The sequence below is a fragment of the Nitritalea halalkaliphila LW7 genome, from assembly GCF_000265075.1.
In the GTDB taxonomy this organism is placed as follows: domain Bacteria; phylum Bacteroidota; class Bacteroidia; order Cytophagales; family Cyclobacteriaceae; genus Nitritalea; species Nitritalea halalkaliphila.
On record NZ_AJYA01000073.1, the window covers coordinates 1 to 14,085 of the forward strand.

General features: G+C 35.2%; 12 protein-coding genes and 2 pseudogenes. All 14 read right to left on the bottom strand.

The genetic code is table 11. From position 1 onward, the window contains the following. Nucleotides 1-12: 12 nt before the first annotated feature. The 14 genes and pseudogenes from A3SI_RS15605 to A3SI_RS15660 all read right to left on the bottom strand — a co-directional run bounded on the left by A3SI_RS15605 (nt 13) and on the right by A3SI_RS15660 (nt 13,442). A complete protein-coding gene (locus A3SI_RS15605) occupies nt 13-1,101 on the bottom strand; it encodes a glycosyltransferase (protein ID WP_009057407.1) in 1,089 nt (362 codons plus the stop codon). Continuing rightward, a pseudogene (gene asnB, locus A3SI_RS15610) lies at nt 1,094-2,733 on the bottom strand (asparagine synthase (glutamine-hydrolyzing)). Before asnB ends, A3SI_RS15605 begins: the two are co-directional and overlap by 8 nt. Next, nucleotides 2,696-2,878 carry a hypothetical protein gene (locus A3SI_RS23375; RefSeq protein ID WP_083836557.1) on the bottom strand — a complete coding sequence of 61 codons (183 nt, stop codon included), beginning with the start codon at nt 2,876-2,878 and terminating at the stop codon, nt 2,696-2,698. The pseudogene asnB and the gene A3SI_RS23375 overlap by 38 nt, the downstream one beginning before the upstream one ends. A 322-nt stretch (nt 2,879-3,200) precedes the next feature. After that, nucleotides 3,201-3,434: a hypothetical protein gene (locus A3SI_RS15620; protein WP_009057413.1), complete on the bottom strand. Its 234-nt coding sequence runs from the start codon at nt 3,432-3,434 to the stop codon at nt 3,201-3,203. Nucleotides 3,435-3,684: 250 nt separating this feature from the next. Then, complete coding sequence (locus A3SI_RS19820; protein ID WP_083836559.1) at nt 3,685-3,915, bottom strand: hypothetical protein; 231 nt, start codon at nt 3,913-3,915, stop codon at nt 3,685-3,687. 559 nt (nt 3,916-4,474) lie between these two features. Beyond that, entirely contained in the window at nt 4,475-5,098 is a 624-nt protein-coding gene (locus A3SI_RS15625) for an acetyltransferase (RefSeq protein ID WP_009057415.1), read from the bottom strand. Nucleotides 5,099-5,300: 202 nt separating this feature from the next. Beyond that, nucleotides 5,301-6,390: pseudogene (gene wecB / locus A3SI_RS15630) on the bottom strand (non-hydrolyzing UDP-N-acetylglucosamine 2-epimerase). A 9-nt stretch (nt 6,391-6,399) separates the two neighbouring features. Beyond that, nucleotides 6,400-6,627 (bottom strand): hypothetical protein, encoded by a 228-nt coding sequence (locus A3SI_RS19825; protein WP_202946880.1) that lies wholly within the window; start codon nt 6,625-6,627, stop codon nt 6,400-6,402. Between the two features lie 28 nt (nt 6,628-6,655). Then, nucleotides 6,656-7,606: a glycosyltransferase family 4 protein gene (locus tag A3SI_RS15635; RefSeq protein ID WP_202946881.1), complete on the bottom strand. Its 951-nt coding sequence runs from the start codon at nt 7,604-7,606 to the stop codon at nt 6,656-6,658. Nucleotides 7,607-7,632: 26 nt separating this feature from the next. Continuing rightward, nucleotides 7,633-9,162, bottom strand: a complete 1,530-nt coding sequence (locus A3SI_RS15640) for an alginate lyase family protein (protein WP_202946882.1) — start codon at nt 9,160-9,162, stop codon at nt 7,633-7,635. Further along, nucleotides 9,047-9,454: a hypothetical protein gene (locus A3SI_RS19830; RefSeq protein ID WP_202946883.1), complete on the bottom strand. Its 408-nt coding sequence runs from the start codon at nt 9,452-9,454 to the stop codon at nt 9,047-9,049. The genes A3SI_RS15640 and A3SI_RS19830 overlap by 116 nt, the downstream gene beginning before the upstream one ends. A 55-nt stretch (nt 9,455-9,509) precedes the next feature. Next, entirely contained in the window at nt 9,510-11,624 is a 2,115-nt protein-coding gene (locus A3SI_RS15645) for a bi-domain-containing oxidoreductase (protein WP_009057419.1), read from the bottom strand. Next, on the bottom strand, nt 11,621-11,995 hold the full coding sequence (locus A3SI_RS18520; protein ID WP_083836560.1) for a glycosyltransferase: 375 nt from the start codon (nt 11,993-11,995) through the stop codon (nt 11,621-11,623). Before A3SI_RS18520 ends, A3SI_RS15645 begins: the two co-directional genes overlap by 4 nt. 730 nt (nt 11,996-12,725) lie before the next feature. Next, complete coding sequence (locus A3SI_RS15660) at nt 12,726-13,442, bottom strand: hypothetical protein (protein WP_156810349.1); 717 nt, start codon at nt 13,440-13,442, stop codon at nt 12,726-12,728. Nucleotides 13,443-14,085 lie beyond the last annotated feature (643 nt).

Below are 14,085 nucleotides of genomic sequence, written 5' to 3' on the forward strand. Positions count from 1 at the left end.
AATAATTGTATGCTAGTGATAATGATGGTTTTCTATGCCTGAGGTAATAAATTCATAAAATCTTTCCACAATCACCGATGCCTCAAACTGCTTCATTTTTTCCTGAGCTGCTTTGCTAAAACGGATACGTAAGGCCTCGTCCTCCATCAGCAGCTTGAGTTTTCTAATGTATTGTTTTTCGTCTCCCACTGGGATTAAAAAACCATTCACCCCATCATCGATGATGTCAGATGGCCCGGCCACACAGTCGTATGCGATGCAGGCACACCCTGCCGCCATGGCTTCTGCTAAAGCATTAGGAAAGCCCTCGGAGATAGAGGTAAAAGCAAAAATAGAAGAATTTAAATAATATTTCTCGATTTCCTTCGTGAAGCCTATGATCTTAATCCTATCTTTTAGTTTTGCTCTATTTAAATACGACTCAGTTATACTAATTTTAGGTCCTTCACCTATAAATAGCAAATTCCAAAAAGGATTATCTACCGCATCGAAAAAATTAATTAAATCAAATTGATTTTTGTCATTATCAAACCTACCAACATTTAAAACAGTAAAGTCCCTAATTTTATTAAGAGTTTCAATCTGCTTTATTGGATTTGGAATCACCGATATATTATTAACACTATATTTATTTGCAAATACGGACATGGCATATTTAGTTTGAGCAACAATACCCTTGGAATAAGAATACAAAAGCTTGTTTAATAAATCAACCAATAAACCATTTGATACATGAGGATTTTGCCTATTAGAAACAAAGACATTTATATTTAAAAATAAAGATGATAATATTACGATGGAATTATATCTGTCGCCGAAACTTAAGATAGAGCATGGTTTAATGACTTTAAATTTATATCTTAAATAATTAATCGTTTTTAATGACGCATTAAAAAAATTTAATTTGGAAGTAGAATAGCTAGGCTCGTGCAAAATTACCTTCTCATGTAAATCAAACTGTTTTGGTATTCTTGAAAGAATTATCAAATGAACTTCTACATTATCTTTGATAACCAACTCATTCACTAAAGTCGCAGCTACACGCTCCATGCCTCCCATTTTTAAAGAGGGTACAACAATGCAAATGGTTAACTTATTCATTGAATATTTTATTTGAATAAAACGACAGCCAATTACTTAAGACTAGTACTTTCCAAAGTAAATCGCCATAATCAGCCTTCTTGTCTTTATGAATATCTAGTATATTCAAGACAGATTCTTTATCAAAAAAACTTAGATTTGATTCTTTTATGTTTTGCTTAAAAAAACCATACAAATCTTTTCTCAACCATTCTCTGTAGGGAACATCAAATCCACGCTTCTTTCCATATAAAATTTCATTTGGCACCAAATCGTTAAGCGCTTTTTTAAGCAGGTATTTTTTTTCGTTTCCCTTAATTTTCAATTCTGATGGTATAGAAAGAGCAAAATCAACCAAATCATTATCAAGATAGGGTACGCGTGACTCTATACTGCACAACATAGTAGCCTTATCTACCTTCTCTAAGTACTTGTTGGTCAGTAAAATTTTAAAGTCGGCAATTAGTAATTTATCTAATTTGGAAATATTCCCTAAGGGCTTAATTAGTTCTTCATAATCGCTATTCCATTTAGTTTTCAAAAGCTCATTTTGAACATCCCTAGAAAAAACACGAATAGGATTTTTATATGGCGTCTCAACCGTTAAATAATTAGATATAATATCATAATCACTTTTTTGACTCAGAATAAAGTTTAGTCTTTTCAGTCGCTCTTGTTTTCTATTATCGAAAAATAATAGGGGATATAGATTTGACGCAAGTTTCCATATATGATAAGATCCAAGGACATTATATCGACTATAGCCAGCAAACAACTCATCACCCCCATCTCCTTGTAAAATAACCCTCTTATCATTACTACAAACTTTAGAAAGTTGATAAAGCGGAATACTTGCAGGATCTGCAAACGGTTCATCATATTGGAATACTAATTTGGAAAAAATATCTTCTGCATCATTAGTTGTAACTCTCAGCTCATGATGATTTGTATCATACATGGAAGCTACCTTTGCAGCATTTTTTAGCTCACTTACTCCACCAACGTTATAATCATAATCTACCGAATAGGTATCTAACCTACCATGAGTATTTTGAGCTGCCATGGCAACCAATCCGCTTGAATCGACTCCCCCGCTTATTAAAACGCCTAGTGGAACATCTGACATCAATTGTCTTTTAACTGCATTATTCAATTTATCTTTTATTTCTTCAATAATTTGTTTCTCATCTAATTTTGTTTTTTCAACCTGATCATAATTCCAATACTTTAAGGAGGTGGACGAGAAATTATTCAAATTTATTTTTGTGATTGTACCCGGGTCGATTTTTATCAATCTATTCACTACTGTTTGATTACCGGTGGTATTGCCAAACCAAATAAACTGATTTAAGGCTTTGTAATTCAATGTAAATGAAGAAAGGTAAGACAAGACTACTTTTGCTTCTGATGCAAAGAGAATAACATCATCATCCTCATAAAAATACAGAGGTTTAACGCCCAAACGATCTCTAATCAATGAAATTTCATTATTTTCAATATTAAGATAGCAGCTGCAAAAATACCATTCCATTTTGGAACAATCTCATCGCCAATTTTCTCATAACTTTCAATCATCACTTCCGTGTCTGATGTAGTGGAGCAGGAAATTTTTAATTCATCTTGAATTCTTTTTATAATTATATATTTCTCCATTGTAAACACAGACGTTTTTTCTTGAAGCAGAAGTAAAAGGCTGGTTTGAACGAGGATCTAAGTCTAGAATACTTAACCTAAAATGAACCAATAATAAATTTCCTCTATCGTAGACACCTACATGATCTGGCCCCCTATGATTCATTAGCTTAGCTGATTTTTAAAAAATGTTCTTTAGCATGAACTCGAATTTCTTTTTTTTTGAATGAAACCTGCAATACCGCACATATTTATAACCTGATTATTTGTATTTTTCAATTAAGATTAAATTCGCCATCCACCTTGCGGGTTGAATTTTCCTTCATGCCAATTCAGGCCTTCATCCCAATAACCGGGAGATGGGTCATTGATTTGCTTTACAAAACCATCGCTAATTTCCACAAAGAGTCGTTGGTTGTTTAGATCAAATACACAACCATAGGCCGCATATTGGGTTTTTAACTTTTAGGAGCCTTCAAAAGCCAGTGCTACACCACGCATGTCAAACTCCTCTCATGCATAAAAGTGCGAAAATCCCCGTCTCGTACATGGCGCTTCAAGCCAAATGCCTTGGCAAAGGGATGAGGTTGATAAAAGCGCAATAGTCCTTTGATCGGTTCTAGCATGCTATCCTTTCCTTTGCGGTGTTTGTACAACCGCTCTTTTAGGATATCTCTGGCATTGTCGTTACCAATCCCTGCACCAAAGGCTTGCTCTATCATTTTGAAAGCTTATGCTTTGCTATGTATCAACTTCACATTAGAGGAGCCTGCTCCTCCTCTTAGCTTGGATACTCCTGCCCCAACTTATCATCGAAGTGGATCGATGTAGTTCTACAGCCACTTTATTCGAGTAATTTTGGTGGAAGACATAAGTGGAGGCATCCGCATACTGAAAAAGATCGCGTGTTTCGGAAACAAAGCCCACCGGTGGACAATCCAAAATCACTACATCGTAAGCCTCGAACAAGCGTTATGATTCATTTGCCGTCCTGCACAAGTCCAAGCAGGTAACTTTGGCATCCACATTTAAGAAGTAGGCACAGAGATTAGAACCGATAAAACTAACACCACCTGTAATCAAGATAGTAGCGTTCACCAAAACGATTAGGAGGACAATGACGGTGCTTTGTACAAAATAAAAAGTCCAGACAGCATCCGATACAGCTTCGCCCTCTCGGTCCCATGCCTGCCCACTTCTCATACAGGAAGGGAAGCATAGTGACGTAGCGATCAGACTGGGTAGAGATCCTTACACATACCGCTACTCCTACTACATTCCAAACACGACCGACCTGAGACTGGCCAAATGAGATTAAAAATTGTGTATTCGTTGTGGTGCTGGGTAAAAACGTAATTTCCACAAAGATAAATGATTCCCATGGAATCGCGGAAATGCCCCCAAAAATTCTCTCACAAAAACGACTAATTACAAATTTTACCCCACCAAAAGCAAAAATATTAGGACAAGCAGTAAAAGCTTCCTCTGGTCGATACCCAATCTGCCGAAGAGCTAAAGGCAGTAGTGTATTGGCCCCCTAATCGTTTACAAACTCTTTTTACACGGAAATCTACTCTGAATGAGTTAATTAATCGCTAATGATTCTAACAATATCTACGAAAACTACAGCTTCAGTAGATTTCAACGAAGACAACCTGCTATAAATTCTCAAAATGCTGAAAGGATAGAAAGGATCTAAATTAAACAAACCCCTTCAAGGCACTGCAGGGTTTGATAAGAAAAGAACCTTGGACAAATTTGATTAGAACACGCTTTTGTGCAGTTTAATCGGTTTAGCTGGAACACCTACTGCCGTACAGTGATCAGGGATGTCCTCTATCACGACACTCCCTGCCCCCACTATCGAATGCGCACCAATAGTTACATTTTGGATAACGGAAGCATTCATGCCTATTTGAGTTTCGGGTAGTACTTCTACTCCACCAGCTAATATAGCATTCGGAGAGATATGCACGAAATCGTGTAAAATGCAATCATGTTCGATAACAGCTCCCGTGTTAATAATACAGTGCTCCCCTATAAAAGCTCCCGCATTTACAATTGCACCAGGCATAACAACGGTACCTTTGCCGATATGAGCAAGCTCTGAAACGATAGCAGAAGGATGAATCAATGGCTGAGTAAAGGCCACATCATCCAGCGAAAGCGATACGGCCCTGCGGGTACAATTCTTACCAATCGCAAGCACCAGCGGAAAAGCATACAGCTGTTCCTTTTCCAGTCGCGAAAGGACGGTATGACCGAGAAAAGAGGAAACAGCCGGATTGTCATCAAAAACATAGCCTACTTCTTGGCCATTACGCTGAATGATATCCACGATGACCTTCGCATGCCCACTCGCGCCTAATATATTGATTTTAGTCATACCTGTTCATGGTTCAATTGTAACAAATAATCAAGAATTCAAGTTTTTATTCTAGAAAGAGAAAACCTCTTTAAAAGGGAAAATACCATAACTCATGTAGCAGAATTTTTTACTGTAAAAAGTATAAATATTAAATATTACAGAAAAGTCAACTATAATATCTTAAGAAGGAAATTAAAATCCAGAATCTAGATAATCATAACTAAAACGAAAGAACATACTCAATGATTCTCTCTGATGTTTTACCATCCCATAAGTATGGAATCTTACCGTGCTTCCAGTTCCCTGAAAACAGCTTATCCATCGCTGGCTTAATTGCTTTTGGATTTGTTCCAATCAATTCATTTGTTCCTTCTGTTATCGTTTCAGGCCTTTCTGTGTTGTCTCTAAGAGTCATACAAGGAACACCCATAACTGTTGTTTCTTCTGTTATACCTCCTGAATCTGTAACAACAGCTTTAGCTCTTTCTACTAAATAATTAAATTCTAAGTATCCTTGTGGTTCAATCATATGTAATCTTGGATGATTTACACCTAAGTTTTCAAGAATTTTCGCTGTTCTCGGGTGTACTGGAAATACTAAAGGTAAATCATTAGAATGATGGATAATTTCGTCTAATAATTCTTTTAACTTATGTTCTTCATCAACATTGGCTGGACGATGTAAAGTCATGACTATATATTCTTTCTCTTTCAGTCCAATTTGATCCCAAATTTCCGGTTTTCGAAATCGAGTTCGGTTTTTCAGAAGAGTATCAATCATTGTGTTACCAACATAATAGATTTGTTCTTCTTTTACACCATTTATCAGTAGGTTTTCATTAGCAATTTCAGAAGTCGTAAAGAAATAGTTGGTGATAGCATCTGTCACCAAACGGTTAATTTCTTCTGGCATCGACCAATCGTTTGATCGAATTCCTGCTTCAACATGAGCAACCTTGGTATGAAGTTTTTGCGCTGTAATCGCACAGGCCATTGTTGATGTGACGTCTCCTACAACTAATACTAGATCCGTTGGGTTTTCGAGTAATTCACTCTCAAAACGTACCATAATATTTGCTGTTTGTTCGGCTTGTGTTCCTCCACCCGATTCTAAATTAGCATGCGGTTCAGGTATTTCTAATTGTTCAAAAAAAGTCGCCAGACATTTTTTTGTCATAATGTTGACCAGTATGAATTAACCTGTAACTTATTTTTTTTCCTTCTTTTTGTGCCTTTTGAATGGCATGAATAATTGGGGCTATTTTCATGAAGTTTGGTCTAGCTCCTGCAATTAGTGTAATATTCTTCATCTACTGTATCTAATTTAAAGCTTTCTTTATTTCATTCAGGTATTTGTTAGCCAATAATTCTCTATCAAAATTATCTTTTGCATAATGATAACCGTTCATCCCCTCCTCTTCTAAACGCTTGGGATTACTCAAATAGTCTCGCACAATACGATTGTATTCAGTTACGTTTTCTGGTTCTACATAGCTGCCTGCTTTGGCGGCCTCCACCAATTCTCTTGAGACACCATCAATGGCCATTAAAATAGGTTTTTTACAAGAAAAATAATCAAATGTCTTGTTTCGAGTATACCGTTTTAAATGTTTCCACTTTTTTCAGTACGGAAGCCCCCATCTCAGAAGCTATAATGTATTTAAAGACTTCTTTTTTAGGAACTGGGTCAATAAAACGCACATTCTTAACTTCCATTTTTTGAGCCAAGTGAAGTAGTCTCACCTTTTCCATTCCTTGGCCAATTAGTAAAAAAAGTACGTTCGTGTCTTCTAAAGCTTTACCGGCTTCTAAAATTTGTTCTAAATGATTGGCTACTCCGTGAGCTCCTACATAAGTTACCACAAAATACTCATCCAAATGATGTTTCTTTCTAAATGCATCTCTATCAAAACTTGAGAGTATATCTTCTGATAAACTAAAATCAGCCGCATTAGGGATCATAATTAATTTTGATTCGCTAATATTCTTTTTATCTCTTAACGTGTTATAAAAAGCAGGAGTCAACACGTTGATTAGAGCAGCTTTTTTGTAGATAAATTTTTCAACAGCATAAGCCATTTTAATTATCCACTTGTTAGTTAATACACCAGTGTCAATAGCAGATTCAGGCCACAAATCCCTAATTTCAAAAACCATTGGGGCTTTTTTGAATCGCGAAATCAAATATCCTGAAATTCCGACAAACAAAGGAGGGGAAGTTACAATGACTACGTCATATCTTCCTTTTACTTTAAATAGCCCTGCCCATAGCGATGAAAACATGAAAGAAAAATAACCCCATAATCTACCTAAAAAGCCACTGTTATATGATTCTGAAACATGGGTTCTTTGCACGATAACTTCACCTTGTTGTTTTCTTACAAAATATTTACCCTTATATTCTTTTCTTTTTTCTAAACCGTTCGCATGCATCATCCCTGCTATAACTATTACCTCATGACCATTAGCCGTCCATGTTTTGGTCATTTCATTCCAACGTGAACCTCCGGGGTCATCTTCTTCCAAAAAATATTGGTGTAATAAAAGTATTTTCATCTAAATATTAATTCTATTTTGGTTTCAATAGATTTATCGAATTCAAAAGATAAGGATTGTTTTAGCTCTAACAGACCATAGTAATCAGAGTTTAAGGAGTCAAAAAAAGTTGGTTGCTGATCATTACAACTAATTTTTAATTTTAGATTATTCGGATGCCATATTTGTTTTTTCCTGTGTGAATCTAAGCCATTTATTATATCCCTTACCATCCAGACAGGTTTGTGCTTATTAATTTTCAGTATTCGTTTATGCAACGCCTGGTGATTTAGCTGTCGAAACGCACTTATAGTTCCTGTAAAAACGAATGCATCTTCTGTTTCCTTCCAACTCGCTTCCCTTTTTTGTGACCAAAAATACCAAATAAATCTACCTCCTTTTTGCATTTGAGAATGTTCTCCTACCATCACGGTATTATGCGAAGTAGTTCCCATAAAATAATTTAATTTTTCAGGGGAAGTATTGTATTGGTATGTTCCTGAGTCTCTTAAAACATTTTCCCCTTTGTACCAAATATCTATATGTAGATTGTCAGCCTGGGCTGGTCTATCTTTGTGATTGCCACAACGAATAAATGTAAATAAATCACCTACTCTGCATAAATAATACCCCCCAATATCAAAACTTTGAATCCCCTGTTTTTTTACAATGGGTTGAAAATGTTCTTTTTTTATCTCTCCACCTACCCAATGATAATCTTCCCGAATTTCATCATTCATAGACAATGACTTTCCTGTTAAAATTTGATGCAAGGTGTTCAATTGAGGCCTATAATCCCTATAATCAGCATCAGTTAATGGAAAAAACAAAGCGCCATCATTAGAACCATAATTAGGCAACCAACCGTTTTGGTCTTGCATGCATTGGTATAAAAAATTTACCGACTTATATGCCTTTTGGTAAACTACATCAGAAAATTGCCGCTTATTTTTCTCAAAAATTGAAATCCCTAACGATAACAATTGTACCACTACCCTATGGTAGTTCATAGAAAACTGCAAAAAAGTGCCATCGTCATATATTTGATAGTCGATTTCCTTTTCAAGCCACTTTACTCCATCTTTTGACCATCTTTTTGTTTCAGGAATAAAGGGAAACAGTATATTAGACAAAGCAAGAAACAAAGTTTCCGTAATAGCATGATTGTTTCTTACTGCAATTCTTGAAAAATCAATGTGATGATACACATGATGTAGTGAGGCATAAATTACTTGCTGTATTTTCTGCCAACGCTCTTCCGTCAAAGCGTGAGCATTTTGATAGTAATACAAGGCATAGCACCAATTAAAAATACGTAAGGATATTTCTTGGCTACAACGCCAATTGGGACCTTGATTGATTGGGTTAGCTTGAATCCAAGAATCTATTTCTTCAAAAACAAATTCTGATAAATCATGCTCAAAATGATAATCATACCTGATAATAGTCAAGATGTATGAAAACCTTGATTTCTCCCAAACATATTTTATATCTCCAGCTTCTGCAGTTAAATCTGCAGATCTCAGACCAATGCTGTTTTGCATCATAACGATAACCATTAGATGGGTTTGTCACCCAATCATAATTTTTACCAATACGAATCCATTTGGCATTAAAATACTGGAATTCGCCAACTAAAATTTTCTCTAATTTTTGTTTTAGAATTTCAGATGGATTCTTTTTAAAACTTAATTGCTGCTTTGAATCAATTACAAAAGCATTTTTTGTTTGACGCCACTGATCAAGTGAAATTGGATTTTGAAACTTTAAATGAGCTGGATGTTTCCTTTTTAACCTACCCAACTTTTTCTCAAGTTCATGAAAAACACGATACATCACATACCGAGTTCCCATGTTTTGATACAATTGTATGGCTAACTTCAGATTCATTACATTAATCTAATGAAATCCAAGACCTTGTTCTTAAACTTTCGATGGCTGCAAAACTTGCTTGGGTGGTGTTTACAAGACTGTCAAATGGAATTAATGCCTCTCCGCCTTTTTGAATTCTTTGTATCAAAGAATGAAACTGATTTTTATGACCTTTGTCTAAAGAAGTTTTTAAGCCTTTAAAACCTTTAAATCCAAAAGCCTCCGTTTTTCTAAAATTATCCATAATTATGGTTCTCTCTTGTGAAAAAACTTCTAGTCTTTCCTTAGAATAAGCCTTACTTCCGTTAGCAAAATAATTAATGACTGCATTGCTACCGTCCTCATATTTCAATAATATAGAAGCATTATCAGTGTTTTCCTGTGGATTCATACCCATTGCATTCATACAGACAGCTACCACCTTGGAGCCTGTTATATAACTACATAAATCAATGAAGTGACATGCTTCGCCAATAATTCTGCCGCCTCCCACATTTAAGTCATGTACCCATACATTAGACGGTATAAAGCCCGCATTCATAGTGGCAATAATATTCATTGGACCACTTCCAACTTCTTGCTTTATTTTGATGGCATGCGGAGAAAAACGTCTATTGAAACCTACGGTAATACTGCCTTTTGAATTTTCAGCAGCATGCATGATCTGCTGTAATTCCTCAATATTCAATGCCAAAGGCTTCTCTACAAATACATGCTTACCAGCATTCAAAGTCTCTACTACCATGGAGGCATGTAAATGATGACGCGTGGTAATCATCACCAAATCCACCTCCGTATCTTTTAATATTTCTCGATAATCGGTCGTACTGTGGCTAAATCCGAATTTCTTCGCCATAGCCGTACCTGTTACCCCTCCCCTACTCGCTATATACTTAAAATACGCGCCTGAATCTTTTAAAGCAGGTAACATGGTCATTTTAGTAAAGTTACCAGATCCAATTATACCCAGTACCCCCTTCTGCCCTTGGAAACTCTTGGAACTGAGGCTAACCGTATTTCTTTTAGGTTCATTGGTTTTAGGATATTCAAGAATGGAAGCAATAGAAGAAGACTGACCAATGTGGCCATAAATTTTTTGATAGTCATGCAAGGGAACTACTTCAGTAATAAGCTCCTGCACTTGTAATTTACCAGATGCAATACTTTGTAGGATCGCTTCAAAATTTCTCTTTTCTGTCCACCTTACAAAAGGTAGGGGATAATCTATGCCTCTTTGCTCATAATTATCATCATATCTTCCAGGACCATAGGAACAAGAAACTTGGAAACTTAACTCTTTTTCGTAAAAATCAGCACGACTAATGTTTAGCCCAATGACACCAACCAATACTATCCTACCTCGCTTTCTACTCATTCGTGCTGCCTGACTAATAATTTCATCAGATTTGGCAGAAGCAGTAATCAAAACAGCATCTGCACCGATACCCTCTGTATGCGACTCCACAAACTTTACAACATCTTCGTTTTTGGGATTACAGGTAATTACACCCCACTTTCTAGCAAGCTCTAATTTGACTGCATCGAAGTCTATGCCGATTACTCTACAACCATTGGCGATGAGTAATTGAGCAGTAATAAGACCTATAAGACCCAAGCCTGTGACAACTACCGTTTCTCCCAACGTTGGGTTAATCAGGCGTATGCCTTGGAGGCCAATACTTCCGATTACAGTAAAAGCTGCTTCTTGATCGCTTACTTGCTCCGGTATTTTGGCTATCAAATTTTTAGGAACACTGACCACTTCGGCATGTTGACCGTTAGAAGCCACCCTATCTCCTATTTGAAACTCCGTTACTCCCTCCCCAACGGCAATGACCTTACCCACATTACAGTATCCTAAAGGAAGGGGTTCACCTAACTTATTAAATACAGCATCTAACGTAGGTAATAAACCTTCCGTTTTGATCTTATCTAGTACCTGTTTTACTTTATCGGGTTGTTGACGCGCTTTGGAAATCAGGTTAGATTTCCCAAACTCTACCAGCATCCTTTCTGTACCTAAACTAACCAAAGAATAGGTAGTTTGAACCAATACCTGCCCCCTAGACACAATAGGAGCCGGGACTTCTTCTAATATAGTTTCTCCCGTTTTAAAGGATTGGATGATTTGTTTCATAAATTTTCAATAAATTCAATGTATTTTGCTGCTCTTGATTGAGCATTATTAAAATGTTTTAAGCGAGAAAAACCTGCATTTATATAAATAGCATACTTTTCAGGATATTTAACTAGTTCAAGAATTTTGTCAGCAATATCTTTTGGATTTAAAGGATCAACATAAATGGCTGCATCTTCACAAATACCACGGGCAAAAGGTAAATCTGATGTTATTAATACCTTACCCATCTTCATGGCCTCTGCATATGTCGCTGAAAAACTTTCTAAAAGCGTAGGCAGAAAAACAAAGTTAGATTTTTCATATAACGTTGGACATGTTTCAATCGAAACATGTCCTAAATAATGAATATACCGATCAGCATTTTTTATTCGAAATTATATCTCCCTGATTAACGCTTAAAACAAATTTTACATTCTTAACATTTCTACTTAGAAGTTCATCCACAATTTTAGGAATAATAGATAGATTTTTATGTGGATAATTCGCCGCAATTGTAAGTATATAAATAAATTTTTCATCAAATTGAAATACAGGAGTATTCCATAAATCTTTATTATCGAAAACCTGATGATAAGTATTACTAACAGTATGCACAGTTTTGTTCAATCGTAAGCCTATTCTTTTGGAGACGTCAATATTTTCAGTAACCAACTGATTATTGTTGTACTTAAAGTCATACAAATGAATTAAGCCTTTTAGAAATAATTTTAATCTTTCAAGAATGGAAATTTGATCAAAAAAAGGAGAGTCTGGATAGACATAATGGGGTTTTGCAAACTACTAAATGTGGAACTTTTGGTTTCCAATAAGAAGGGCCAAATAAGGTGAACACCTTTTCACAAGAATTATCTTTTACTAAACGGTCCAAAAAAGGGTCCTGACCTGAAAGAGCCTTTAGAATATTTGGTCTAATAGAATAAGTAATAAACTTAACAATATTCCTTGAATTAGGCGCAGACCTAACTTTTTGACTTAGCTTTGATGACGACACAAATACGAATAGATGCTCACCACTATAATTTTCTAATTCGTGCAAAAAGGAAGATGCAACTTGAATACCTCCTCCAATAATAATGTTCGAGCAATTTATGAGAATATTCAAAACCTTATTTTAGAATTTAAATAAGAAAATAGAAATAAAGGCCCTGCCACATTAAATAAGGTTGCAGAAATAATATTAATGTTTTGCATAGGAAAAAAAGCGAACCATGAAATCAATACCACGTAAGCATATTTAAAAGACAAAGTAGAAGATAAAATATAACCTCTTTCGAAATAAATAAGTAGAAAAGAAAAGAAAAAAGGCAAAACAAAGAATCCAAAAATATCAAAATAGAAAAAACTTTGACCTAGAGTAGGAAGAATCATGCTGTTACCCTCTTCAAAACCATATATCTTATTGAATAGGACTGTTGATTGATCCGGCGATGGAGGGAAAACCTGTCTTACGAACAACCAAGAACTAATTATTTCGTTTACAAAGATGTAAAACTGAATATCATTTACCCGATCCGCTAACAATACCGCATTAGAAATAAGACTGTGTCCAGCAAAATATGATTGGAGATAATCGATAGTATTTTGTTCAGAACTAGTCACTAAAAATTCATTCTGAGCAGATGAAATTCCACCATCGCCAAACCACCGATAAAATGTAATTGAAGTCATGACCAAGGTAGCAAAAACTAAAAAAACAAACACTTTAGATCGAGTAAACATATTGATACTATATAAAAAATAAGAAGTAGCCACCGCATTAGATAAAACAGTAAGTCTACTTCCAGTCCAAAACACAATAACTTGAAGAAATGCCAAAAAAATAATTGTATAGATGTTAGATTTTTTATGCCTGAAGAAGTACTTATAAACAAAGACTAGCATTAACGCTTTTAAAGCTACTTGAGTAAAAATGAATCCGATACCAGCAATAGCATTTAATCCAGATTCACCATAGCTGGAAACTACAAGTACATTTGTGCGATCTCTTATTCCTTGAAAAATAAAAAAGGATATTAACCCAATAAAAAAAAACGATGTAAAGAAATGTGTAGTTTTTATTTAGCAACCGTGGCAATGCAGAATATTTAAATTTAATCTTTTCTAAATAAATTAAACCATAATGCAACGTAAAAATAATTACAGCCATTTCCAGTAAGATCAAGATAGTGGCGATTATATTAGAATCTCGATTTGTAATAATAGAGTTGGAATGAAAAAATATCTCATAATAAAAAAGTATAAAAAATAGTAACAATATATCTAAAAAAAAGAATAATTTGAATAATTGTCAATCCTAAATATTTAAAAACCCCATGTCGAATATTGGTAAACGCAACTAATGTAGTATATAAAAGTGGAATAAGCCATAATAACCCGAAGCCATCTGGCGCACTCTCAAAACTTTTATAAAAGGAGTACAACAGTTACAAAAGCACAACCCAATATAAAGAATACTAAA